Annotated in this window: 16 protein-coding genes and 1 pseudogene; 11 read left to right on the top strand and 6 right to left on the bottom strand. The window is 69.6% G+C overall.

The window, feature by feature from the left end; translation table 11 throughout:
- Positions 1–625: 625 nt before the first annotated feature.
- On the bottom strand, positions 626–808 hold the full coding sequence (locus tag S1361_RS38705; protein WP_208029820.1) for a hypothetical protein: 183 nt from the start codon (positions 806–808) through the stop codon (positions 626–628).
- Between the two features lie 183 nt (positions 809–991).
- On the opposite strand from S1361_RS38705, the gene S1361_RS38700 reads away from it, so the two are divergent.
- The 9 genes and pseudogenes from S1361_RS38700 to S1361_RS38660 form a co-directional block, all read left to right on the top strand.
- A complete protein-coding gene (locus tag S1361_RS38700; protein ID WP_208029821.1) occupies positions 992–1,693 on the top strand; it encodes a hypothetical protein in 702 nt (233 codons plus the stop codon).
- A gap of 194 nt (positions 1,694–1,887) precedes the next feature.
- The gene (locus tag S1361_RS38695) at positions 1,888–3,951 is read left to right on the top strand and encodes a hypothetical protein (protein ID WP_208029822.1); all 2,064 of its coding nucleotides are present in this window, start codon (positions 1,888–1,890) and stop codon (positions 3,949–3,951) included.
- 307 nt (positions 3,952–4,258) lie between these two features.
- Positions 4,259–4,759, top strand: coding sequence for an NUDIX domain-containing protein (locus S1361_RS38690; RefSeq protein WP_208036362.1), 501 nt, complete (start codon positions 4,259–4,261; stop codon positions 4,757–4,759).
- Between the two features lie 293 nt (positions 4,760–5,052).
- A complete protein-coding gene (locus S1361_RS38685; RefSeq protein ID WP_208029823.1) occupies positions 5,053–6,303 on the top strand; it encodes a helix-turn-helix domain-containing protein in 1,251 nt (416 codons plus the stop codon).
- 127 nt (positions 6,304–6,430) lie between these two features.
- The gene (locus tag S1361_RS38680; RefSeq protein ID WP_050487144.1) at positions 6,431–7,621 is read left to right on the top strand and encodes a restriction endonuclease-related protein; all 1,191 of its coding nucleotides are present in this window, start codon (positions 6,431–6,433) and stop codon (positions 7,619–7,621) included.
- Entirely contained in the window at positions 7,612–10,899 is a 3,288-nt protein-coding gene (locus S1361_RS38675) for a hypothetical protein (protein WP_208029824.1), read from the top strand. Before S1361_RS38680 ends, S1361_RS38675 begins: the two co-directional genes overlap by 10 nt.
- Positions 10,900–10,949: 50 nt before the next feature.
- Entirely contained in the window at positions 10,950–13,754 is a 2,805-nt protein-coding gene (locus S1361_RS38670) for an RNaseH domain-containing protein (RefSeq protein ID WP_243768964.1), read from the top strand.
- Positions 13,755–14,127: 373 nt separating this feature from the next.
- Positions 14,128–15,204 (top strand): restriction endonuclease, encoded by a 1,077-nt coding sequence (locus S1361_RS38665; RefSeq protein ID WP_208029825.1) that lies wholly within the window; start codon positions 14,128–14,130, stop codon positions 15,202–15,204.
- Between the two features lie 168 nt (positions 15,205–15,372).
- A pseudogene (locus S1361_RS38660) lies at positions 15,373–16,131 on the top strand (DUF5753 domain-containing protein); the annotation flags it as partial.
- Positions 16,132–16,256: 125 nt separating this feature from the next.
- On the opposite strand, the gene S1361_RS38655 reads toward S1361_RS38660, so the two are convergent.
- The 5 genes from S1361_RS38655 to S1361_RS38635 all read right to left on the bottom strand — a co-directional run bounded on the left by S1361_RS38655 (position 16,257) and on the right by S1361_RS38635 (position 24,229).
- On the bottom strand, positions 16,257–16,943 hold the full coding sequence (locus S1361_RS38655) for a restriction endonuclease (protein ID WP_208029826.1): 687 nt from the start codon (positions 16,941–16,943) through the stop codon (positions 16,257–16,259).
- Positions 16,940–17,206: a hypothetical protein gene (locus tag S1361_RS38650; protein WP_243768966.1), complete on the bottom strand. Its 267-nt coding sequence runs from the start codon at positions 17,204–17,206 to the stop codon at positions 16,940–16,942. Before S1361_RS38650 ends, S1361_RS38655 begins: the two co-directional genes overlap by 4 nt.
- Positions 17,207–17,698: 492 nt before the next feature.
- Entirely contained in the window at positions 17,699–19,948 is a 2,250-nt protein-coding gene (locus S1361_RS38645; protein ID WP_208029828.1) for a DEAD/DEAH box helicase, read from the bottom strand.
- Positions 19,949–20,021: 73 nt separating this feature from the next.
- Positions 20,022–23,030, bottom strand: coding sequence for an AAA family ATPase (locus S1361_RS38640; RefSeq protein WP_208029829.1), 3,009 nt, complete (start codon positions 23,028–23,030; stop codon positions 20,022–20,024).
- The gene (locus S1361_RS38635; RefSeq protein ID WP_208029830.1) at positions 23,030–24,229 is read right to left on the bottom strand and encodes an exonuclease SbcCD subunit D; all 1,200 of its coding nucleotides are present in this window, start codon (positions 24,227–24,229) and stop codon (positions 23,030–23,032) included. Before S1361_RS38635 ends, S1361_RS38640 begins: the two co-directional genes overlap by 1 nt.
- Positions 24,230–24,485: 256 nt before the next feature.
- On the opposite strand from S1361_RS38635, the gene S1361_RS38630 reads away from it, so the two are divergent.
- Positions 24,486–24,686 carry a hypothetical protein gene (locus S1361_RS38630; protein WP_208029831.1) on the top strand — a complete coding sequence of 67 codons (201 nt, stop codon included), beginning with the start codon at positions 24,486–24,488 and terminating at the stop codon, positions 24,684–24,686.
- A 788-nt stretch (positions 24,687–25,474) separates the two neighbouring features.
- Entirely contained in the window at positions 25,475–25,906 is a 432-nt protein-coding gene (locus S1361_RS38625; RefSeq protein ID WP_208029832.1) for a hypothetical protein, read from the top strand.
- The last annotated feature ends 34 nt before the right edge of the window (positions 25,907–25,940 follow it).

The raw sequence follows: 25,940 nt of genomic DNA, 5'->3' as shown, positions 1-25,940 counted from the left end.
GGGGGCGGAGAGCCTGTCGGCTCTTAAGTTGGCCTGGCGGCCAACTACGGGCCTGGCGGCCCGTTAGGTGCTGTCGTCGTGCCTGACGGCACGACTGTGTTTCTGGTGCGGGGGTTGGCCCTGGCGGGCCAACTCGACTGGTTTCTCTGTGTGTTGGCGGGCCTGGCGGCCCGCTCAGTAAGGGAATGTCGTCCTGCCTGGCGGCAGGACCGGGAAAAGGTGATGGCCCCTCCCCTGACGGGGAGGGAGGGGAAGAGTTGTCGGCACCCGAGCGCCTGGCGGCGCCGGTGATGTCATAACTCGGTGGTTGCACAGATATTGAGTTTGCCTGCGCTCCCCTGACGCGGAGCTGGAATGGGTGGTGTCCGGCTGTCGCCGGACTGAGTGGATGTCAGTTTCCTTAGGTGCTTTGTGGGTTGTGGTTCCGGGTACGGCTGTTTCTCGATGGAGGGGAATAGCGCCTGGCGGCGCCATGTGGGTGTGGCATCGATGAGTGGCCCTTGTCGAGTCACCTGGGAGCTTCGTCTCTCCTCACTGCCAGTAGCTAAAGGCTGGCTCGGCCCGAGGAAGGTGGTTCCTGGCCTCCGAGTGGCGAGGAACCACCTTCCTGAGCGGGGGCATTACTTCAGAGGCGGCGACGCGGCAGGCGGCCGAGCAGCACGGCCAGGGTTCTGAGAGCCGCCTGCCGGCGGCGGGCGGTCGGAGCGCATACGGCGGTCAGGGCAAGTCCGGCGACGGTGAGCGGGTGGGTGGCCAACAACGTCGTGATGAAGGGGCTGTTGAGCAGGGCGAGCAAGTGGTGGAACAAGGTTGGGGCCTCCTTGGGGTGGGATCCGCCTGTGTAGCGGAGTCCTTAGTGGCCCTATTGGTGCTCGTCCGGCGGGTTTCCGGCGATGTCCTGGATGGCGGTCGGAAGGCGTCTACGCTGGCCAGGGCCCCTGCGGCGGGTTTTCCGGTGCGTGGGTGGGTGGATGGTGCGGGGAGGGGGGCGGTGGAACAGGGCGCGGCTGTACGGGTTTTCGCGGCCATGCTGAAGGCTCTGTACGAAAGGGCGGGTGCGCCCACCCTGTCGGCGCTGGTGCGTCAGGGCAGGCTGCAGCAGCCGCCCGTTGTGCTGAGTACGTCCTCGTTGAGTGATTGGCTGGCGGGCCGGTCTGTACCGTCTCAGCAGCTGGTGGTGCAGTTCCTGGTCGTCGGTCTCGCCCGGCAGGCTCGTCAGGCGGGCCGTGCGGGTGCTCCTGCAGGGTGGGCGAGGTTGTGGGAGGCGGCGGTTGAGGAACGGCGGCAGCGGCGTGGTGGCCGTCCCGGCCGTCGGGGGGCGGACGCTCCCGAGGAGCAGGTGCCTGTCCGTGGCCGGTTCGTGGCCGAGCTGCGGGATGAGGAGGCGTTCGGTGAGTGGGAGGTGCATCGGCCCGTCGATGTGACGGCGGCGGTGCCGGGGGTGCTGCCGCTGTATGTGCGGCGTGCCCACGATGAGGTTCTGCGCTCGGTGGTGGGACAGGCCGGTGGGGGCGCGAGCCGGATGGTGGTGCTGGTCGGTGAGTCGTCCTCGGGCAAGACGAGGGCGTGCTGGGAGGCGGTGGCCGAGCTGCCGGCCGGGTGGAGGCTGTGGCATCCGCTCGATCCGTCGCCCGCCCAGGCACTGGCGAACGCGCTGGCGGAGGGGATCGCTGGGCAACCGCGATCTGGCTGAATGAGCTGCAGTGGTACGTGGGCGAGCAGGCTGGGGCGTGCGCGGGGCAGGTAGCGGTTGGTCGGAGGGCGTTGCTGCAGGACAGCACGAGGGGGCCGGTGCTCGTCCTTGGGACGGTGTGGCCGGAGTTTTGGAATGTGCTGACCGCGCCGGCTGGCCCGGGCCGGAGTTCTGGGGATGCGCAGACCCGGGCGTTGCTCGAGGGCACGGGCGTGTATGTGCCGACTGCGTTCGAGGCGCAGGAGCTGCAGGATGCGCGGACGGTGGGTGGCCACGATGTGCGGCTGGCCGATGCTCTGGCCCACACCGTAGACGGGCGGATCGCCCAGTACCTGGCGGGGGCTCCGGCACTGCTTGAGCGTTACCGGATGGCGCCGCCCGCGGCCCGTGCGGTGATCCGGGCGGCCATGGACGCGAACAGGCTGGGCGGGGCGGCGCTGGTGGGTCGGGATTTTCTGCAGGCGGCCGCCGAGGGCTATCTCGGTGACGACGACTACGACGCGCTCGGTGAGCAGTGGCTTGAGGAGGCTCTCGCCTACACCCAGCAGCCGAGCAAGGGCGTACGCGGGCTGTTGAGCCGGGTACGGGCCCGTCAAGGCAGCGATGGCGGGGGCAGGTGGCGGCTGTCCGATTACATGGACCACATCGGTCGCGTCGAGCGGCGGTATGCCGCTCCCCCGGCCTCATTCTGGCGTGCGGCGCGCGAGTATCTGCCCGAGCCGCACCTCGTACGGGCTGTGGGACAGGCAGCCGAGGCACGCTGGCGTGACGCCGAGGCCGCCGGCCTGTATCAGCGGGCGCTGGACCTGGGGGGTGTGAAGGCGGGACAGGAACTGGTGTCGCTGTGGCAGGAGCGTCAGCGGGCCGAGGAAGCCCGTCGTGTGCAGGAGCAGACCGCGCTCGCCGGGGACGGCGAGTTCTTGGAGGAACTGCTGGAACAGATGCTGGAGCAGGAGCAGTATCAGCAGGCCGAACAGCTGGTGCGGGAGGCCGCCGGGCGTGGCCATCCCACGGCCCAGCTCCACCTGGCCCGCGCGCTGGTACTGGACGGAAAGGCCGAGGAGGCGGAGCGCTGGTATGCCGAGGTCGCCCAGTGCAGCGATCCGGACATCCTGCGCGCCTACGCCGACGACCTGCGTGAGCGCGGGGACCTGGATGGTGCCCGGGCAGCATTGCGGGCGGCGGGTGACCGCCGCGCGATGGGCGAACTGGCCGCCCTGGCGGAGGGAACGGTCGAGGTGGAGCAGGCGGCCCGGGAGGCCTTCGCCGCGGGCGAAGCCACCCCGTTGAAGACCCTCGCCGAACAGGCCGAGGCCGAAGGACGTGCCGCTGACGCGGCGCGGCTGTACGGGGATGCAGTCGAGGTTTTCGAACGCCGGCGCCGCCAGCGGGAGGAGGGCATGGATTTCATCAACTTCGAAGCAGGCCCTCGCTCCTTGCTCGATTACGTCAACCCAGCGGTGCTGCCCATGCCGCCCGGGGAGACCTGGGCGCTGCGCCAGCTGGTGGCTCTGCTGGACGCCACGCAGGGCGCGGCGGCGGGTGACGACGCGCTCGGGGAGGTTGCCCGGGCCGGGAATGCCTGGGCGCTGGAGCGGCGGCTGCGTGAGCGCAATCAGGAGCAGGAGGCACAGGCCCTGCTGGACCGGGAGGTGGGGCAGGGCACCCCATGGGCGCTGTGGGTGCAGGCCTACCGCGCGGTGCACGACGAGCAGGTGACGGATGACGTCCGCCGCACGCTGCTGGAGCGTGCGGCGCAGGCACGTGTGGGCCAGGCGGTGAAGATGCTGATGGAGCGGGCCGAACAGGCTGGTCGGGCCGGTGAAGCCGACCAGTGGGCGCTGCACGCCGCCGCCCGCGGCTACACCACGCCGCTGTGGGAGCTGGTGCGCAGCCGCGAGGAGGGCGGGCAGTGGGAGGAGGCCGAGCAGCTCGCCTGGAGGGCACCGGCCGGCCAGCGGTCCTGGGCCTTGCGTCGTCTGGCGCGGGAACGGACCGGGGAGCACGCCACGGCTTTGCTGCGACACGCCTGTGACGAGGCCCTGGCATGGGCGCCGGGGATGCTCGCTGAACGCCTCGAGGCAGCGGGCGAGTTCGCGCAGGCCGAGCAGTTCGCACGCACGGCCGCCGACGCCGGGGACCGGCAGGCGCTGGAAGAGCTCGCCGTGCGGCGCAAGGACGACGGCCTCGACCGGCAGTGGCTGGCGCTGCTGGCGAACGGGCTGACAGCCGAGGGGACCCCCGCCGCCCCGTGGTGACCGTTCTCGCGACATCGGAAACGGCGAGCCCATGGCGGCGAAGACGTCAGTGCCCGCCTCGCAGAGCCCGGCAGCCAGGGCTTAGCCGAAAGCCGGCCAGGACCGCGGCGGAACTGGGACGGCAGCCAGCACGCAAAGAGTGCGCCGCCTGCCGCCGGAAGGTGAACCCCGCATCCTGCGCGTCGGGATAGCCGTCGCGCGTGGCCTTCAGCTCGCAGATGGGGTGCTGTGCATGCTGTCCTGGTGTGCTGCAGTGGTGCATGGTCTGGGTCGGCCCCACCATCCGACCGATGAAGGGACACAAGCCGTGGCTCAGCGGACTACAGACGACCAGCCCCAAGCCCTGCCCCCCGCCCTCGCATCCATGACCCTGCTGGTCGCCGCCGTCATCGTCCACGACAAAGCCACGGGTCGCGTCGTGCTCCTTCAGCGCAGCCAGAACGCCAAGTTCGCCCAGGGCATGTGGGACCTTCCTGTCGGCAAGAGCGAACCTGGCGAACCCATCACCGAAACCGCCGTACGCGAGCTGTATGAAGAGACCGGTCTGACTGTGAAACCAGAGGCTCTGAAGGTGGCTCACGTCATTCACGGCGCCTGGGGCGTCGAAGCACCAGGCGGCTTCCTCACCGTCGTCTTCGCCGCCCACGAATGGACCGGCGAACCTGAAAACCGCGAACCGCGCAAACACACTCAGGTCCGCTGGGTCGAGACCGACTCCATCCCGGAGGAATTCGTAGACACCACCTCTAGCGCTCTTCGGCGATACCTTGCGGGCGGACCGCAGGTGTCCCTGGCCGGTTGGCAGTAAGGGATCGTCTTCCCCGGTTCCTCGGCGGTGGTGGGGGCGGCGATCTCATGTGGGTGCGGATCCTCTGACGTGGTGGTCGGGATCACGCGATGAGGCTGTACTTCTGCTGGTCGGGGCCGAGGCAGAGGTGTTGATGCTCACGGGCACGCTGGTGGTCCGCTGCAGCCAGGCAGTGGACTGGTGGCTCGCAGGGGGGCGCTGGGCCGACGCGGTCGGGGCTTGTACCACTCGGACGGGCGGTTGCTGCGCCTGCGCGCTCCCATTATAGACTTCAGGAAGTCTATAATGGTGTCATGCCTCGACGGATCGAACCGTTCGCTGCGGGTTCGCTCGTACTGTTGAGAAGGAAGGCTGGCCTGACGCAAGCTCAGCTGGGCGCGGCGATCGGGGTGTCGGCCCGGCAGATCGCTTCGTACGAACAGGGTGCTCACGCCCCTTCACCGCGTCGGCTGCGGCTGATGGCCCGGGCGCTGAGGACGTCTGCGCACGAGCTGGCGGGGGTTCCTGCAGGTGAGGAGTCGCTGGCCGACCTGCGGCGGTTTGCGGGACTGGACCGGGTGGATGTGGTTGCCCTGCTGGACGCGGCGCTGTCCGACGAACTGGGCAGGGTGACGGAGTGGAAGCTGCAGGCGATGGAGAACGGCCGTGCGGTGACGGCCTGGTTGTCGCGGGAGGCGCTGCAGGAGATCATCCCGGCTCTGGCGAAGATCTACCGTGTGCCGGTGCGGACGGTACGCCGCAGTTGGTTCAGGTCGTTTCCGGAGCAGGGGTACCTGCTGCGGGCACCGCGGACGGCGGGCCGTGAGCAGGGACAGCGGCGTGCTGGCTCCCGCACGTGGGAAGAGCTCACGCGACGTCAGCGCGCCTATCTGGTCGCGTGCTTCCGGGAGGATCAGCAGGCTGAGAAGCGAGCCGCGGGGAGCCGGGCAGCTGGGCATGCCCCGGGACGGGCGGCGCAGTGGCGTCGGATCCCCTTCACGGTGAGGGCCGATCCGGCGTTCACCGGCTACACCCGCATCCAGGAGCGGCTGCGGGCGGAGGGCTGGCACGATGCCGGCGCCGGCGCGACGCTGCACGCGCTGGCGCGGCGAGATCTGCTGCGGGTGAGCGAGGACGAGGTGGAGGTGTTTCCGCTCGGGTTCGTGCCACGCGTCGTGGTCGAGATGACCCGTGCGGGGCGAGCCTGCGTGCGGGCAGGCCTGAAGGAACGCCCCGCCGGCCACGCCCCGGGGGATCTGCTGTCGCAGTGGCTGTGGACTGTTCTGGTCAAAGTGGCCGAGGCAGGCGAGGCGGGGCTGGCGGAGGACGCCCTGTGGGGGCGGGCCAAGTTCTATCTCGGTACCGGCTACCGTCCCGGCGGCGCACTGAGCCGCGGATTCATCGACTGCCTGCCCGACGAAGGCGACGGGCACCAGGAGCGGGTGTATCGGTGGGTGGTCACCGCAGCCGGCTGGGATCACATCCGTCACCATGCGGCCGGTTACCGGGAGTTGTACCCGGGGATTGCCGCCGATACGGCCGTGGAGCGTGTTTCGGAAAACTGAATTCGCACCATTGTGCGAATTTATGTGCGGGGGCGGCCGATTGTCAGTGCCGCCCTTTATGGTGCGTGCCGTGGATTTAGCGAACTCTCCGGCGGAGGCCGGACTTTCCGATGCGGCCGTGCGTCACATGGTGATGGCGGCGGCCGCGATGGCCGCCAAGGCGCTCACCGACACCGAACAGCCTGCCGAGGGACGGCTGGGCACGCTGCTGGACGCCTACGGGCGCGTCCAGGCGGCCCGGGGCCCGGCAGCACCCTTGCCCTTCAGCCGGTTCCGCAGACTGCTGCAGGGAGACCTGGCCCGGCTGCTGCCTGCTTCTGTGCCGGCGGAGGAGATGGACGGAGTCCGCCTGATCGACCCGGACGGCGACTTCGACGAGGACTTCTTCGACCTGGAGATCGAGCAGCGGGTGGTCCTGCGCGCGCTGGCGAAGACCACGCACGGCGGGCGGCCGGCCAGCACCCGGAACCTGGAGGCCGAGATGGACCAGGACCGGGTCTTCACCGCGCTGCGCAAGCGCATGGACCAGGACGCCTACGTGCACGGGCGCTCCAGCCTGATCCGCATGCCGGCGGGCTCCGATGCGCAGCTGCGGCGGCTGAATCTGCCCAGCAGCGTCGCGGAGTTCTATCGGCCCGTCTCCTTCGATGCAACGTGGGACCGGTGGTGGTTCGCCTGCCCGGTCTGCCACTGGCCGATGAAGGTCACTGTGCACGGCACCCGGGCCGGGACCAGGACGGGCAGTGTGCGCTGCTTCCATCGCCCGCATGCGGCCTGGGGAGCCGCGTACTCCTTCAGGCTCCCGGATGCGGGGCGGGCTCCCCTGCTGCATCCGCTGTCCCGGCCGGCTGCGCCGTCGGGTGCGCAGGCGGTGCTGTTCCCGGACCTGACCGGGCAGGTACCCGAGCCGGTGCCCGTGGAGGGGCACAAGGCGCTGGCTCGGGGGGTGTGGCGCTGGACGACCGTGCCCGGCCTCGTCGAGGTCGCCCTCTTCGACGCACTCAGCGAACGGGGCCTGTCGGTGGCGTTGTGGCCGGAGCTGGATGCCTACGACCTGCAGGTCGCCGCCGGGCAGGGTGCGGGGCGGACGGAGTTCCGCATCGACGTCAAGGACTACACCTCCGCCCTGTTGCTGGCGAAGAAGATCCAGGCGGACGGCGGGGACCGGGGCGGCGCCGAGTGGCTGGTGGTGCCCGACTACCGCGAATCCAGCCTGGACCTGGTGGGGACCGTGGCGGGCGAGTTCGGGCTGAAGACCGCGACGGCGAGCGGCATCGGTGAACTGATCTGCAAGAAGGCGGGGGCGGCATGGCAGTGACCAAGGCCAGGCGCCTGTCCAAGACGGCCGGGGCGGTCGGGGCCGCGCTGGCCCTGGCAGCCCACTACTTCCCGCGCCAAGAGGAGGCAGGCGGCACGGCCATCGCTTCGTTCCGGGACGCGGCGTTCCTGCTCAGCGGCCAGCTCGACAAGTGGGCGCGGTGGCGGGACTTGCCGCACGACGAGAAGCAGCGCATCGGCGCGGTGGTGGCGCTCGCTCCGCAGGAACTGGCCTCTGTCACCGTGTTCGCCGCCCGCGCGCGGGAGTTGCTGGACTTCGCGCACGGCGAGCCGGCCGCGTTGCCCTTCAGGTCCGCGGATCCCGCCGTGGGGCGGGCCGAGGCGGCTGTTCCGCTGGTGGGCGGGGGTTTGCTGGAGTATGTCGACCGGATTCTTCAGCGGCTGCGCCGCGATCACCCCCGCAGCCGCCCGGACGAGCCGGCCGGGCCGGGTATCTGGCTGCCGCGCACGCAGTACGCGGCCGGCTCCGGGCTCATCCAGGGGCGCACCGTCATCCCTGTCTTCGCCGACGGCGGCGAAGAGGAGGCGGCGGCCCGGGCGGAGCTGCCCGAGGTGCGCACGGTGCCCTACCAGGAGGAGATTGCCCTGCCGGCCGGGGAGCTGCTCGAGCTGGCCCGTCTGATCGACGGGCGCTACCCGGCCGCGGACCGGTACGTGCACGCGGTCCTGGAGAACCTTTTTGCGCAGTTGCAGACCACGGATGCGGTGCCTGCGCAGGAGCTGATCCGGCTGGGGGCGGGGCCGATGGGCATCCTCAACGCGCCCACCGGGACCGGCAAGAGTGTCCTGGTGCGCGTGGCCGCCTCCTGGTATGCAGTCAACGGGCTGACCGTCACCCTCGTGCTGCCGACGGTCGAGGCCACGCTGTCCGCGGCCTGGGACATCAGCCAGGATCTTGAGCAGCTGGGCCGTACGGAGACCTGCACGCCGCTGATGTCGCCCTCGCGGTTGCACGAGCGGGCGATGAAGGCCGCCGCCCGCATCGAGGGCAGTCTGCTGGAGCAGTCGGACAAGACCCTGTGGAAGCTGGACCAGCTGTCCTACGGCTGCGCGCTCAGCCATCACACCCAGTCCAGCCATCCGTACCCGCCCGGCCAGGAGCCGTGCCGCGGGCTGTTGCCGCTGCCGCCGGCGACCGACCGGGCCGCGTGCCCGTGGACGGCCACCTGCGGCAAGTACGCCCAGCACCGGCAGGCGTGCACCGCCTCGGTTGTGGTGACCAATCACCACAACTTCATGACCGGTCGCTTTCCGCTGGGCATCCGGCTGGACGGGCGAGCGGTCGCGGATGTGTCGGTGGCGGAGTTCGTGCTACGCCGTTCGCACACCGTCATGATCGATGAGGTCGACCAGTTCCAGTCGACCGCCCTGGACTTGTGCTCCAGCGAGCTCGTCCTGGATTCGCGGCGCCAGCCGACCGTGCCCTTGCGGGAGTTGGACGAGGACAAGGCGAAACTGCCGCCCGATGCGGTCAAGGCCTTGTGCCCGACCATCAGCCACGCCCGCTATCTGTCGGAATTCCTGCTGGCCAGCGTCTGCGAAGACCTGCTGCACCTGCGCCACTACGAAGGCCACGGACCCTCCCGTGAGCGGCCAGGCGTCAACAGCACCGGCTGGCACCTGGCCGGCAGCCGGGACCGGCGTCTGATCACGTTGCTCTTTCCCGACGAGGGCATCCCCAGCGAGCAGGAGATCCCCGACCACCTCTTCGACCAGCTCAAAGCCCTGCGCCCGGCTCCGCCCACATCCGACGACACCGACGAGCCGGCCGGGGATGCCGGTCTGCCGCCGCATCTGAAAGCGGTGCGGCGGCTGCTGGGCGACCTGCTGGCGCCGCGCGGGGAGGACCTGCTGGCCTCCATCCAGCTGGAACTGAACGAAGTACTGCTTGACGTCGTCAAGGATCCGCACGACCGCGGCGAGGCCGTCGAGCTGCTGATCGTGCGGATGTGGCTGGCCGAGCTCGACGACACCCTTGGCCTGCTGCGCAACAAGACCGGTCAGCTGCGCTCGCTGGGGATGCGCTCGGCCCGCATACTCGCCCAGCGTCTGGAGACCGGGGTGGCCGCCCACATCCTGCCCTACGGCATGCTCGGCAAGGCAATCACCGGCTACCGGGTCACCGGCCTGGACAATCCCCACAAGAACGCTGAGCTGACCGCGCAGAGCATCAGCGGCGACCCCCACACCTACACCGCCCAGCTGGGCAGCATCGTCTCCCTCGCCCTGGCCGGTGTGGAACGGCCGGTGCTGGGCCTGTCGGCCACCGCCTACTTCCCTCAAGCCGTGCGCGAGCACGTCCACGCGGACGTGAAGTGGTGGATGACCGATGCCGCGCCCGACAGCATCCGCGCCAAGCGCCGCATGATCACCGACTCGGTCACCCAGCGGGCCATCCAGATCTCTGGCATCCCCCAGCAGCACAAACGCGAAGCACTGATCAAACTCGGTGACCGTCTCTACGACACGGTGATTCACGACGAGCTCGCCCGCATCGCGCGCACCGACCCCGACCGCGCGCACGCGGCAGTGGTCGTCAACTCCTACGAGCACTGCCGCCACCTCGCGCTCGGCATCCACTCCGCGGGCCAGTACACCAGCGGCCTGTGTGTCGCCGTGCCAGCCGACCGGCACTGGCGGGCCAAGCTGCCGCCTCTGCCACCCGGCATCACCGAGCTGACCCCGGACGAATTTGAGGACTTCCCCCGCCGGGGAAAGATCCTCGTCGTGCCGATGGCGCGGATCGCCCGCGGCCTGAACATCGTCATCGGCACCAAGTCGGCCATCACGCCGGTCTACCTGTGCACCCGGCCGCTGGCCCTGCTGACCGATCCAGCGGAGATGTACGCCAGCGTCAACGCCGCCGGAATCAGCTCCCTGCCCTCCGCACCCACCGCCTTGCCCGTCAGGAACCTCAGGGAAGCCAGGGCCGCCGCCTGGGCCCGCATGGGCATGATCATGCGGTCCGCGCCCGGGTTCATCAGCACCGCTCACGCCCTGCAGGAAGAGATCGTCGCCGGCATGGTCGTCGACATGATCCAGCTCGCCGGGCGCGCCCGCCGCGGCGGCACCGACATGACGCTTCACCTCGTCGACTACGCCTTCCACGAGGACTCCTGGCAGTCCGACCTCGCCGGCATCCTGCGCCGCATGCACCACCGCTGGTCCCCCGATGTGCGCCGGCAGATGAACGCCATCTACCGCGAGGCCCTCGCCGCGTTCCTCGCCTACGCCGGTATCGACCCGGATGACACCTGACCCCTCCCGCCCGTCCGCAACCATCCCAGATTTGGAGGCCTTCCTCGCTCATGCCTGCACCCATCACCCGTGCCTGCCTGGACGTGCTCGCCTACCGCTGCACCCCCACGCTGCTGGACGGGGCCACCGTCCACCTGCGCCAGTTCCCCACCAGCGTCACCTCCCTGTGGACCCTGCTGGACCGCCAGTACAAGGACATCGTCAAACGGGAGGAGGCCCAGGCCCCGCACTCCGTGCTCACCGGCGCCCTGCGCTGCTTAACCGGCGGTTACGTCTTCTTCGACCCCAAACAGGGGCTGCTGGCAACCCGCCGCCCGCTCGACGACGACACCCTGCGCGACGCGTTCACCCTCCTGCACGGCCTCATCCTGGGCCACCACCCCGACGACATCGACCTCAACCGGCCCACCCCACTGGCCGAACGCGTCGCCGAGACCACGCAGCAGGAGCGGCTGCTGGCCGACTACCTCATCACCCCGGACGGCTCGCACACGCCGCTCTCCCCCACCCCTGGTCGGCAACCGGACGCGGCCAACTGGGTCTACAACACTGCGGCCTGGGACCTGGCCCACCGCCTCGCCCAGCACACCTGGAGGGTGGACGATCAGGACATCATTCTGAGGCCGGACAGCAGCGGCGGCCTGATCGCCTGGCAGCAGCCCTGGTCCAACAAGGCCGGCACCGCACACGCGCTGGCCCGGGTGCGGCTGGCCCTGAAAACCCTGCCCAATGTCGCCGACCCGATCCTCGTGGTCTCCTCCCAGGCCACCCGCATCAGCCGCACCATGGCCTACGCACGCACCGTGCTGGCCGAACAGGCCGAGACCGACCTGCCGATCGTCGAGGTCGAAATGGCCGGACGCGGCCGCGTCCGCCGCATCCACCGCATGTCCCTGCAGACCCTGGCCCGCCTCGGCATGGACCACTCCGTCCTGCACAACATCCAGCAGCGTGTCGAGGCCGAACACAGCGCCGATACCCGGGAAGAGGACCAGCCCGAGACCGAGGCCGAGACGGCGGGGCTCGGCCCCATCCGCCCTATCCAGGGCAAGACCTTCTCCTTTCCCGTGGGCCGCGGCGTCGGCATGCACCACCTGCGCGAGCTCGACCGCCACATCGGGCAGGTCCTCGCCCCCACCGGCCTGAACATCGTCCAGGACTCCCGCGCCCGCGGCTTCAAGCAGCTGCCCCAGGCCGAACTGTCCGTGCAGCCGGGCGACATCATCCGCTCTTTGGACGCCATGCATTACCAGCACCTGCGCCTGGTGTGCCTGTGGTACCGGGACGAGATGCGTCAGCGCATGATCCACGGCCTCGCCAGCATCTTCGACCTCGACCCGCAGACACTCGATCCCGCCGAGGGCATCCCCGTGCCCCTGGACGGCGGCCGCATCAGCGCGGTCTTCCACTGTGTCCCCGAGTTCCTCGTCCATGGCCCCGCGGCTGGGCAGGAGGCCGCCGTCGCGCACATTCCCTCGCTCAAGAAGGAGCCATCCACCCTCGTCGGTGTCTGGGCGGAGACCGAATTCGACGCCGCAGCGGAGGAAGCAGACGCCATGTCTCCGGCCGATGGTGCGGGCACGGCGGCCGGTCCCGGCCCGGACGAGGACGCCAAGCACCAGGCCCGGCGCACCCTGGCGCGGCTCGGATTCGTCTCCCAGTTCACCGCTGAGCGCAAGGAAGCCAAGCGCAAGAAGCTCAACGGGAAACAGACCGACCATCAGGTGGTCCTGTCACTGCTGGACCTGTGCCGGAGCCTGGGCATCATCGACCGCCGCATCGACCAGGTCATGGTCGATGCCATCGGCCCCCACGCGGCCGATCAGGTCGCGCACTGCGGCATCCACGTGCGCCGCCAGAGCCGCCAGGGCAAGGACCGCACCGCCAAGATCTGCGTGACCGCCAGCGTCCTGAAGCCTCCCGCCCACCCTGGCGGGGCCTGGACCCTGCACGGCTGGAGCTACACCCACCGCCGCTGGGAGCCCTACCACCAGGCGCAGGCCGCCTTCCACGCGGACGCCTACCCCACCGGCAAGATGACCGACTTCGATGACGACAACCGCGGCCTCAAGACAGTGGCCCGGCACATCGACCAGGCTCTGGCCGACCTCTACGACTATCTCGACGGCGCCCCCTACACCGTCACCGTCGACGGCGTGGCCACCCGCCGCCTGTGGCTGGGCCTGCACAATCGCCGCCAGGGCCAGCAACCCACACGCAACAGCACCTGGCTGCCCGCCAGCACCCTCCAAGCCCGCGAACGCCCGCTGGCCGTGGTACGCATCAACAAGGACATGGACGAGGTGCCGCGCCCCGTCCGGGTCAGCCACCGCAGTGTTGACGGCACCGTGGCCCGCACCAACAAGGTCACCAACCTGCTCTACCAGGTCACACCCGACTTCGGCTCCCCCACCTGGCTGCTGGCCACCGTCCCGCCCCAGTTCGACGGCGCCGGAGCCGGCCGCCTCGGCGAAGCCATCACCCGCTGGACCGCCAGCCACGGCTCCAGCGACCCCGACAACCGGCGCAAGAACGAAGTCCGCCCCAACTGGTACAGCATGACCGCCACCGAGATCTACCCCATCATCACCGCCAGCCCTGCGGGCACCGGCGAGAACCTGGATACGGCCCCGATCGAGCCCCAGTCCCTGGCGCTGACCGCGGCCCGTCTGTGCCACCAGCCCCTGGCTTGGGCCAACCGCACCCGCTACCCCGTCCCCTTGCACGCCGCCCAGCAGATGGACCTCGATCACCCCCAATACCGCCGCAGCGCATTGGCCGACGATCAGAACGCCGAGGCCATCGGCGACACCAGCCCGGCCGAGGACGGCACTCCAGCCGGCGACCAATCCTGACGCCGCCGTGCAGGCATGGTGGCCAGGCCAGCGGCTTGACGCCGCTGGCCCGGGCACCGCCGTGGGGCTCGTCACCTGCCGCGGCCAGCCCCACCGGCCTTGACAGGCAGGCAAGGCCGCACCCGCAGGGTCGCTGACGACGGCTTCTCGACCCCGCTCGCCAATGGACTGCACGTACGTGGCAGTCTGCTGGACGTTGGCTCATCAAGGCACCGGCAGCCAATTGCCCTATGAGCCCCGAGTTCCCGTCATGAGCAGGTTCGCCGCCCGGCCTCCGCACGACTGCGCCGAAGACTCCACCACCTGGAAGCACCACCTCCGCCCCTAGCAGAGCCGGTCCTACCCTGTTCGCCCACCCACACCGGAGAATCTCATGGGAGCCTTCCCCGCCAGCCGACGCCTCGTTGCCGAACGCCTGACCGAGATGGTCGGTTACCGGGCAGGACTGGCCATCATGGAATCCGACATCCTGGCCAGCCTCCAACGCCACGGCTACCCGCACTTGTATCCGCCGCGCGAGGCCGGGACAGTGCGGATGCGCAGTGAAGCCTACGAGATCATGAGCCGCTGTGTGGCGGACTCCTTCGTCCAGCCCGGTGCGGTACGCGCCATGAGATCCCTCGCCGACCGAGTACGCGACCGGCTGCAGGACGGAGAGCTGGCGTGGCAGGTGCTCGGTTTCATCGACACCGTGCTCACTTTGGGTACCGAGCAAGAGCGGGCGTCGCTCGAAGCCCTGGAGGAACGGGGTCGGCAGCTGCTGCGCTTCATGCAGATGGACACTCAGCCACCTGCTGTGCGCGACCGGTTACGGGAGACAGCCCGTCGCTGGCACGGAGATGCTCTTGCTGCAGCCATCGACGTCGTCTTCGAGGTGGAGGACTTCCGGGATGCTTCCGACCCGTGGAAGAGGTGGGTGCGTACCGTCGAATGGAGCGATGTCGTGAAGCTGGCCGACCTGTTCACTTCGGACTCCGTGACAGCCTCCTACGGCCGGTTCTTCGACCAGCGGTTCGTTCCTTTCCTGGTCGGCAACTACGAAGAACTCGCCGCCATCCACTGGAGGAAGTTCGAGGCCCTGGTGGCCGAGCACTTCCACCGGGCAGGCTTCCGCGTCGAGCTCGGCCCGGGACGCAACGACAACGGCGTCGACATCAGGCTATGGGAATCCGGCCGTGCCACCGATGGCGAAGCTCCACCCCTGGTGATCGTGCAGTGCAAGCGTGAGCGCCGCAAGATCAGCAAGGTGGTGGTCAAGGCTCTCGCCGCCGATGTCGCCTGGGAGAAAGCCCGTACCGGACTCTTGGTGGCCACCGTCGACTGGTCACCCGGCGCTCGTGAGGTGGTCCGCACGCGCAACTACCCCGTCGAAGAGGTCAATCGTGAAGCGGTACAGGCGTGGCTGACCGCCATGCACACGAACAACGCCGGCCTGTGGCTGGCCAGCTGATATACGCAGCCCTTGGCGACACGCCTCACCTCAGCGTGACAGGCGTAGTCGGTACCATCGCCAAGAGATCTGCTCTCCCCTTGCGGCAAGCTGATCAACGCCCTCGATGGGCTCTCCGGACGGAAGCCGAAGCAATCTGCGCCGACCGCCTACAACGCCCCAAACGCCGAACTCGCCGCACGGTGCGGCTGGACCCACCCCAAGACATCCCGCCTGGAAAACGCCCACACAGCACCCACCCCCGACGACATCCGCCGCTGGTGCCACGCATGCGGCGCCGACGACCAGGCCGACGGCATCATCGCCGAGTCCCGCGACGCCAAGACCGCCTACACCCAATGGCGGCGCCAAGTCCGCAGCGGATTGGGCCAGCTCCAGGACAGCTATCTCGAGCTGTACCGGAGCACGGCGCTGTTCCGCATCTACTCCTCGACCCTCGTGCCCGGCTTGCTGCAGACCGAGGGCTACGCCGGGGGCATCCTGCACACCAGCGCCAGCCTCCACGACGTCCCCGGGGACGACAGCGTGCAAGCGGCCCGGGCCCGCGTCGAGCGCAGCCGGATCATCCACGAACCCGGACACCGGCTCGTGGCGGTGATCGAGGAAGCAGCCCTGCGCCACCAGGTTTGCGATCCCGACGCAATGGCGGCCCAGCTCGGCTACCTCTTGACCGCCGGCGCCCTGCCCCAAGTCTCTGTCGGCATCGTTCCCTTGGCCTTGGCCTCGCGTCGGCAGTGGCCCCGCGAGACCTTCCACGTCTACGACGACCGACTTGTCAGCGTCGAACTCGTATCCGCCCGCGTACGGATCACGCAGCCAGACGAGATCGCCCTCTACTTGAAAGCGTTCGAACAGCTACGTGGCGCGGCCGTCTACGGAGCCGAAGCTCGGACCCTCATCGCACAGGCCATCGACGCTCTTCATTGACCGCATACCGAGCAGAACCCTTGTTCGGGGCGGAGATCGGGACAACGCCGTGGTTGCCTTCGTCTCACGGGCGCGAGTGCGGCGGAGGGCTGACCGCATGGTACCGGCATGGTCAGGAGCAGGGCTCAGGAGAGCTGCGACGGCCTGCGAGGCGGCGGCAGGGCAGGCAGCAGTTCCCACAGCGGTCTCGAGTCCGCGGCCCACGACGCCAGTACGTGGCGGTCGACGAGGTGCAGCCGCTGCTGCCGGGCGAAGACGCGGCCGGGCTGGGTGATCCTTCCGTTGGTCACCATCACCACGACATCGCCCTTGTGGACCGGGCGGCCTGTCCCGTTGAGCACCTGCAGTTCTGGGGTGCCCACCGGCGTGCCCTGGGCGCCGTTGCGGCGGTGTTTGCACTGGATCACCCAGCGCCGCCCGAGCGGGTCGGTGGCCTTCACATCCGCGCCGAGGTCGCCTCGTCCGCCGACCTGGATGGCATCGCTGCAGCCGTCCCGGTGCATCAGGTCACGGACTGCGTGCTCGAACTGGCGATGGGACAGTGCATCCAGCTGCGCCAGTTGATAGCGCAGGGCCTGCGCCCGGGTCCGTTCCTGCTCCGCGTGCTGAGTCCGCTGCTGCCACCACCAGGTGCCGCCCAGGACCGCCGGGACGGCCGCGATAAGCAGCAGCCACCAGTGTGCGAGGAGCCAGTTGACCACCAACACGGTGATCACGATTGCTGCCACGGCGGCCAGGATGGCGGCTTGCGTATCCTGCTGGCCGCGTCGGCGGCTGGTGGTCCGCCGCTTGGCCGGTGGTCGCCGGGTCATCGCTCAGCTCCCAGGGTGGAGAAGTCGATCGGGTACGAGACCGTCGGCTGAGGTGCCGGCTTCCTCGGCTCGGGCGTGCCGAACTTGATCGGGTACGACACGGTCGGGCGTGGCGCGACGTCCTTTGAGGTGCTGCCGGCGTGGTGGTCGAAGCGGATCGGGTAGGTCACCGACGGCCGGTGCGGCGCGCTGTCCGTTCCGTTTGCCGCCGAGGCGTGGCCGATGCCGAACACGGCCAGGCCGAAGAGAGCGAAGATGGTCATCTCCCGGCGCGCGCCCGGCGCCCATCGGGAGTGTCCGCGTACTGGCGTCCCGTCGGAGCGCACGTACGGCCGGACAAACGGCATGTGGTCCTCCCCCAGTGATCGTTTCTTCCCCGCAATCACTGACATGCTGACGGCTCACACTGACAACGGATCACGACCGATCGCTCAACTCGCCCTGAGCAGCGAATAGTTCAAGACATGACGGGACATGCGACCATGGTTGAGTGCTTGGTTCCAGGGCGCCTGGGATGGGGGTCGCGCCTGCTGGCGATCCTCCCCGCGTGAGGATGCCGAAAGTGCGCCCCACCTGCGCAGTCAGGTCATGCCTGGCTCGCGCGCACTCGCTCAGAGCACCGTTGCGGCACGGTCACTGATCCAGGCGTCTGGAGACGGATCCGGCCAATTCCATGAAGCAGCATCCAAAAGCGGCGCCTGCGGCGAACCGATCATGCCGCGAGGGCAGGCAGAAGACGGCTCAGGCGCTCTGGCTCACAGGCCGAGCTCGTGCAGTGCTGCTCGCCGCTGCGGGCTCAGGCCGGAGCGGCGGCGGCGCAGGTTGCTCAGCCACTGCCCCAGCCGTACCTGTTCGCCGTCGATCTGCTCGATGTGCCGCTGGGGGACGTTGAGATGGCCCTCTCGTTCGCGGAAGGCACGTGCGGCGGCCAGTGCATGCTGAAAGGCGCGCTCTCGTGCCGACAGCGGAGGTTTCTTGGCGTGGGAGGCGGGTGTGTCCGGCAGGTTGAGTCCCAGGTTTCTCAGGAGGCGGCGCTGCTCGGGGTGGAGGTCGTCGGCACGCCGGTGCTGGGCCGCGAGCCACTCCCCCGCCGGTGAGGCAGTTGCGTTCTGTTCTGTCTGCCGGCGGGCCGTGTGGTAGGCACGCTGCCAGGTGAGCGGCCAGGGCGGATTCCACCACGGGTCCAGGGCGGTGAGGGCGGCGGCGCGCTGGGCGGTGAGGTCGTGGGCGCGGGTGCGCTGGGTGGCCAGCCAGCGGCCGAGGGGGAAGTCGTCGTGGAGGCAGTCGACCGGAACGGCGAGGTGGCCGTTGTGGGAGGCGTAGGCGGTGGCGTGAGCCAGTCCCCGCTCGAAGGCCTGCTGGCGGGGGTCCCAGATGATGCCGAGGCGTTCGAGGGCCTGGGCGCGAGCCGGATCGAGGACGCCGGTGGTGTGCAGGTGGCGCTGCCAGGTGAGCCAGCGGCCCAGGGGGTAGCCGGTGGTGTCCTCGTAGGTCTGGGGGACGTCGAGGTGGTGGTGGGTGCGGTGGTAGCAGCGGGCGGCTGTCAGGCCGCGGCGCCATTCAGCGCTCTTGGGAGCCAGGACCCGAAGCGAGAGGGCGAGGGCGACTTCTTCGGCCTGGGTGGGACGGTCGAAGTGCAGCCAGGCATCGGGGTCCTCGCCGGGCATGGTGGGACGGTGGGTGCGGGGGTCGGCGAGGCGCGCCTCGAGGCGGTCGTCGTGGGCCCGCAGGGCCTGAATGGTGCGCCACAGGGGGGTGTAGGCGTCAGCGCCGAGGAGATCGTCGGGGTCTTCACCGGGGGTTAGGTAGACGGGGACGACGAGGGTGGCCTTCTTGCCGGCGCCGGGCTTTTGGCGCAGGGCGCGGCCGACGGCCTGGACGGTGTCGACGGGGCTGTTCTTGGGGTCGGCGAAGACGACGGCGTCGATGGCGGGCACGTCGATGCCCTCTCCCAGGACACGGGCGTTGGACAGGACGGCCGGGGTGTGGGGGTCGGTATGGGAGGCGAACTCGAGCAGGAGGCGGCGGCGGACCTGGGGGGTGTGGTGGCCGCTGATCCAGTCCGCCCACAATCCCTCGGGGCGCAAGGAGGCGGGGAGGGTGGCTGCTGTCTCGTGCAGGGTGGTGGCGAAGGCGCGGGCGTCGGCGACGCGGTGGTGGAAGGTGAGGATGCGGCGCAGCCGGTGGTCGTGAATGGCGCGCAGGGCTGCGACCTGGCGGCCGGCCAAGCGCAGGCCGTCGACGCCGGCTCCGGGGCCGGTGGCAAGCCAGTCACGCAGGTCTTCGTCAGTGACGACGGGGACGAGGATCTGGTAGTCGGCCAGCAGGCCGAGGTCGATGGCGTCGGAGAGGGTCAGCCGGTAGGCGACCGGGCCGAACAGGCTCTCGTCGTCCATGGAGGCCACCGCCTCGACGTCGCCGTCCTGGGCGTCGTCGGGATCCCAAAGGCGGGGGGTGGCGGTCAGGTAGAGGCGGCGGGCGGCGGGGAGCTGGTCGTCGTGGTGGACGGCTGCCCAGGCCTTGCCGAGACGGCCGGCGGTTCGGTGGGCTTCGTCGACGACTACGAGGTCCCAGGGGGGCAGATGGTGGTCGTGGTGGGCGGCGAGGACTGCGGACAGGGAGGCGTAGGTCGCGTACGCGGTGACCGGGCCGGTGCGCGGAGGGGTGGCCTGGGTGGTGAGCTCGCCGGGGTCGGTGGTGAGGGGGGTGTCGGCGCCGAGCGGTTCGTGGTCGAGGGCCTGGCGCGCGGAGCACACGGCGACGGTGGTGCCTTTGCGCCCGGCTGCGCGCCAGGAGCGGATCGTCTGGGACAGCAGGTCCAGTGTGGGCAGGAGTACCAGGACTCGGCCGCGAGGGGTGATACGGGCGGTAGTGCGAGCGGCGATCAGGGTTTTGCCCGTGCCGCAGGCGGCGATCACGCTCGCGCGGGTGTGGTTGCGGAGCGTGGCGGCAGCGGCGGCAACGGCTTCCTTTTGGTGGGGCCGTAGCTCAATGTCGGGAGCCATGGAGGTGCAGCGCTCCGTGAGGTCGGCTGGGTGCTCAGGAGGGCGGGGCGAAAGCTCCGCTCTCCTGGCCAGGTTATTCGGCTGCTTCGGTCAGGTGGGCGAGGGTGGAGCCGGTGGGGCCTTTTCGGACGTGGAGGCGCTGGGTGATGCGGCGGCGTAGTTCGGGGATGTGGCTGATGACGCCGACGGTGCGGTCGTGGGCGCGTAGGGAGTCCAGGACGTCGAGGACGTTGTGGAGGGTGTCGTCGTCGAGGGTGCCGAAGCCTTCGTCGATGAAGAGGGTGTCCAGGGGGTTGCCGCCGGCTTCGTGGGTGACGACGTCGGCCAGGCCGAGGGCGAGGGAGAGGGAGGCGAAGAAGGATTCGCCGCCGGAGAGGGTGTCGGTCTTGCGGGGGTGGCCGGTCCAGGCGTCGGTGATTTCCAGGCCGAGGCCGGAGCGGGCGCCGTGGGCGGCTTGGTGGTCGGAGTGGCGCAGGGTGTAGCGGCCTTCGGACATCAGGTGCAGGCGGGTGTTGGCCGCGGTGACGACCTGTTCGAGGCGGGCGGCCAGGACGTAGGCCTCCAGTTGCATGCGGACCCGGGTGCCGGATGCGGTGCCGGTGGCGAGGTCGGCGAGGTGGCGGGCGGTGCTGTGGGCCTGCTCGAGTGCCTTGAGGCGCTCGACGACTTCGGCCAAAGCGGTGGTGAGGTCGGTGAGGTCAGTGGTGCGGGTCTGTGCGGTGCTGGAGGCAGTGACCGCTTGGGCGTGCTGCTCGTCTGCTGCGGCGCGCCGGGCTGCCGCCGTTTCGACGTCGGCAGCCGGTTGGGCGGCTGCTTCCTGCAGGACGGGATCGTCGAGGACGGCTTGGTGGGAGGCACGGGCCGCGCGCCACTTGTTGATCTCTTCCTCGAGGTCGGTCAGGGCCTGCTCGCTGAGCTGGGCCTGTTCGGCTTCGGTGAGCGTGCCGAACCCCTGTGATGTCGCAGCGTCGGTGGCTTCGCTGGTGCGCGTGTGCAGGGTCTGGGTGGCGTTGGCTGCGGTGCGGGACGCCTCGGCTGCCTGCTCGAGGTGATCGGCGGAGCGGGTGAGGTCGTCGATGCGGGCCGCGAGGGTAGGCGCGGTGCCGCGGGCGGCGTCGAGTTTCGCGGTGAGTTCTGCGTGCCGCTGGGACAGGTTGTCGTAGTTGGCGTTGCGGTCGGACAGGCCTGCGGTTGCGGTGCTGTCCTGCTCGGTCATAGCCGTGTGTTCGCGGTCGAGCGCGAGGAGTTCCTCCTCGGCACTCCTGCGGTCGGCGGCTCGCTTGAGGGAGTCGGCCAGCTGCTTGGTGAGTGTCTCGTGGTCGGCTTTGAGGCTGTCCAGCGGGGTGTCGCCGGCTTCGCCCGTGGCAGCGGCGGCGTCCTCGCGCAGCTTGTGCAGCTCGGCCGCGATCTTGTCGCACTGCTGCTTCAGGCGCTGGTGGGTCTTCTCGGCGGCTTGTTCGTCCTCGCGCGTGGGATGCCCGTCAGGTGCCTGCGCGGGATTGGGGTGGGAGCAGGAGCCGCATACCGGGCACGGTGCACCGTCGGTGAGGCCAGTGGCGAGTTCGGCGGCCATTCCTTCGGTGCGTCGGCGGCGGATGCCGATGTGGGCCTGGGCGGCTTTCTCGGTCTCCTCCTCAGCGGCGGTCAGGCGCTGCTCGGTGGTGGTGATCTGTACGCGGTGGGCGTCGCGGCGTTCGGCGGCCGCCACGCGGCCGCTCAGGCTCTCCAGCTGGGTCTGCTGGCGCCGGCTTTCTTCCTCGGCCTCGCGGGCCGCTTCCCGGCGGATCTCGAGGGCGGCTCGCTGGGCGGTCTCCTCTTCGAGCCAGTCGCGTGCGGTGCGCTGCTGGAGGGCGAAGTCCTGCCGCTCGGCGTCGATCCGCTTCAGTTCGGCGGTGAGCTGGTGAAGTCCGGTTTCCTCAGGAAGGAGGGTGTTCAGCACGGCGATGTCGGCGCGGATGCGCTGTCCGGCTGTGGCGAGGTCGGCGGCCTGCAGTGCGGCATGCTCGGGGAGGAGCTGGGTGCGGGCGTCGCTTTCACGGCTCTGGGCGCGGGTGTGATCGGCGCGGGCGGTGCTGAGAGCGTGCAGCAGTGGTGCCAGCTGCTGGGCCCGGCGAGCTTGTTCCCGGCGCCGGCCGAGGGCTTCTTGGTGCGGGGTCTGCTTGTCCAGCCGGTCCAGTTGTTCACGGGCGGTGGCGTAGGTGGTCTGCTGCCTGTGCAGGTCGCGGGCGGCGGCTTCCAGCTTCTGCTGGGCGAGCTGGTTCTTCTTTGCGCTCTCGGCGTTGGCCTGGGCGGTGAGGGCGTCGGCCTGGCTGGCCTGGATGAGGTCGTTGGCCCAGGTCAGGGCAGGGTCGGTCAAATCGTGTGCGGCGTCGGGGGTGGGAGCGTCGTACTGGGATTTCAGGTCAGGGCCGGCGGCCTGGTGGATGCGGGCGGCCAGGTGCAGCACCTCGTCGCGGGCGGCGTCGCGGTTCTTCTGGGTGGTGCGGCTGTGGTCGCTCAGCCAGCGTTCGATAAAGGCGTACCGGTCGGTGTGGAAGAGCTTGCCGAGGAGTTCGCGGCGCTTGCCTGCGTCGGCGTAGAGGAACTTGGTGAACTCGTTCTGTGGCAGGAGAACGACTTGGCAGAACTGGGTCCGGCTCATGCCGAGCAGGTCCTTGATCTCCTTGCCTGTCTCCTGGTGGGACTTGCTGGAGGCCTCCCAGTGGCCCTTCCCCGAAGAGTCGGTGGTCCACCGGCTGAGCCGGGTCTCGGCCTTCTGCAGGGTTTCGCCCGTGCTGTTCTTCTTGGGGCGCATCTGCTGGGGGATGCGGTCGATGAGCAGCCGGTGGCCGGAGATGGTGACGTCGAGGGTGACCTGGGTGAGCAGGTCGGCTGGGGCGTGGTGGCTGCGCAGCATCAGGTCGCGGTCGACCGGGGGTTCGCCGTACAGGGCGAAGCAGATGGCGGTGAACAGGGTGCTTTTCCCGGCGCCGGTGTCGCCGTGCAGGAGGAACAGGCCGTCGGCGGACAGGGCGTCGAAGTCGACGGTGTGGGTGCCGGCGAAGGGCCCGAAGGCCTGCAGGGTGAGGTGGTGCAGGCGCATCAGACGGTTTCCTTCTGCAGTTCGTTCACGCGGGCGGCGTCGACGGCCTGCTGGAGCAGGGCATGTTCGTCGGGCGTGGGTGCACTGCCGCGCAGATCGGCGATGAAGTCGCAGGCGATGTCGAGTTCGCTGCGGCCTTGGAGGCGTTGAGTGTAGGTGGGGGTGTCGGTGGCCTGGGCGGGGATGAAGGCGCGCCGGGGGGGCTTAAGGCTAAGGGTGTGGGGGAAGCGGCGGCGCAGCCGGGCCATGGCTTCGAAGGGCAGGGCCGGGTCGGTGAGGGTGACCTCGAGCCAGGCGTCCTTGAGGGGTTCGTGGGCGGGGTCGTTCAGGAGGTCTTCGAGGTGGCCTTGGATGCGTTCCAGGCGGTGGGGGGTCGGGCAGGGCAGGCGGGTGACGGCGGGGGCCGTGCCGGGGGTGAGGTCGACCAGGGTGAAGGACTTGGTGTGGCCGGCCTCGGAGAAGGAGTAGGGCAGGGGGGAGCCGCTGTAGTGGGCACGGTCGGTGATCTTCTGGGGGCCGTGGAGGTGGCCGAGGGCGATGTAGTCGATGCCGTCGAAGACGTCCGCGCCGACGTGGGCGACACCGCCGACGCTGATGTCGCGTTCGCTGGTCGACTCCTCCACCCGGGATTCCTCGCTCTGGCCGGTGCCGGGGGTGACGAAGGCGTGCGCGAGGACCACCGAGCGGGTCCCTGCCGGCTGGCGGTCGGTGAGATCGGCGTGGATCTTGTCCAGGGCTGCGGTCAGCACCGCACGGTGGGAGGCGGCGTCTGCCTCGAGCTGGGTGCGGACCATCGACGGTTCGAGGTAGGGGATGCCGTACACGGCGACCGGGCCGTCGGCGTCGTTGAGGACGACGGGGACGTCGCAGGTGTCCGGGTCGGTGCGCAGGTGGATCCCGGCGCGGGCGAAGAGGCCGGATCCGACGCCGAGGCGGTGGGCGGAGTCGTGGTTTCCGCTGATCATGATGATCGGCACGCCGAGGTCGGCGAGCTGGTGCAGGGCGCGGCTGAACAGGCGCACGGCATCCAGGCTGGGGATGGCACGGTCGTAGATATCACCGGCTACGAGGACGGCGTCGACATTCTCGGCGCGGGCAGTGTCGACCAAGTGATCGAGGAAGGCGCGCTGGGCGGGGATCAGGTCTTCTCCGTGGAACCGGCGGCCCAGGTGCCAGTCCGAAGTGTGCAGAAACCGCATGAGCACAGACCGTAACCACTGGTGGAGCAGCTGCGGGCGGTTTTCCTGATAAACAGTGCCTCGGGTGGGAGTGCGGCGGCAGGTGATGAATGGTTCCTGCGCGGTGTACGGGCGGGGGCTCGCGCTGTTCGACGCCGTCGTGGACAAGTGGGGGCTATCACCGGGCGCCGGCGGCGGGATGACGGCGTGGTTCGAGTGCGCGGCGGGCGGGGGACGGCGATCGCCTCCTTCTTCTCGGTGCTGTCGGACGCCGGTCGTGGCGACGGTCGTCTCCTCGGCGATGTCCTTCTCCTCGACCTTCTTCTCGACCGGCGATGTCCACCTTCTCGACCTTCTCCTTGGTGAAGGGCGTGTGCTTGGCCGTCTTCTTCAAGGTCTTGATGACGATGTGCTTGCTCTTCGCGGCTTCGCCAGCGGGCACATCGTCGCGGCGGCCCCCTCCAGCTCGGAGGCGTAGCCGCGGTCCGGGCCAACGAGCGTGGGGCCTGTCTGCTTGCGCGGCGCGGCGTTGTTGGTGCTGGTCGTGGTACGCGTCTGCTCGCCCGGGTGGTCACCGGGGTCCGCCGGTGACCGGCGATGGCGGCGCCGAGGCCGTCGGCCCCCGCAATGGACATCTCGTCTTCCGGGGCATGTTGGTGCGGTTCACAGGCCCTGTGATTGCCATTGTGGTCGTCGCCGCCCTGGTCATGTCGGACTAGATGGCCGGGGTGCCGGGCTTGTTCCCAGCACGCAGGAGACCGGCGCGGGGGAAGGAAGGACGGGAACTCGGCGCAGGGGCCTGTTCGTTGAGGTGCCGTTGGGCTGCTTCGGGGACAGGGAGGACTGTCTTGAACCGGTTTCCTGGTTCTCGATGCGACGGCAGTGCATCGCTGTTGACCAGCAACGACTGCGGTCTGCACAGGGGAAATGCCCAACTACACGGATATGAAGGGCCGCTGAGTGATCTTCAGAAGTGGCTCGTGACCCCTGGAAGTGGTAGCGCGTAGGACATGATTGGTACCGAGGACCTCTCGCACCTCGGCGTGTCAGCTGCAACTGACGCGACGCGGTCACGGTGCTCGAGCAAGACCCAAATCCCTGTCTGGACCAACGGATGAAAGGAGTCCACGCGACATGGCGCCGCTGCGGCGGCGCCACCGTTCGCTCCCGTCGGGACGCTCATTAATGACGAAGAGTTCTGGAGAAAAAGTGTTTCAGCAGTTCAACGAGCCTTCGAGCTCGTCTCCCATCGGGACCGGGCCGTTCATGCTTGTCGACGGCCGGATCCTCCCCTACACCCACACCCCCGTGCAGGACACGGGCGGTGTCCCGGCCGGCTCGACGTTCTCGGCCTCCTCGGCCGCGCCCGCCGCGCCGACGGGCCCGTTCATCATCGTCGATGGTGCGGTCCGTCCCTACGAGCCGGCCCTGCCGGCTCGTCCGGCGCCCGTTCCGGTGTCCGGCTCCGGACCGCTGATCGTCCACGGCGTCGCCCTGCCCCAGCCCGTGGCGGGCACGGCGAGCGGCGGGGCCAACGGCACGGCGCACACCGTGCCCTGGCCGTCCGTGGCGATCACGGCGATCGTCGCCGCGGTCGTCATCGCCTGCATGTTCATGGGCAAGTCGACCGAGGCGATCGTCGCGGGAGTCGTGCTGATCGTCCTGCTGGCTAACCACGTTCGGATCGCACTGGCCTGACGTCCTGGATCCCTTCGGCCGGGACCCCTTGCGG

The sequence above is a fragment of the Streptomyces cyanogenus genome (assembly GCF_017526105.1).
In the GTDB taxonomy this organism is placed as follows: domain Bacteria; phylum Actinomycetota; class Actinomycetes; order Streptomycetales; family Streptomycetaceae; genus Streptomyces; species Streptomyces cyanogenus.
This window is presented reverse-complemented; position numbering and strand designations above follow the sequence as displayed.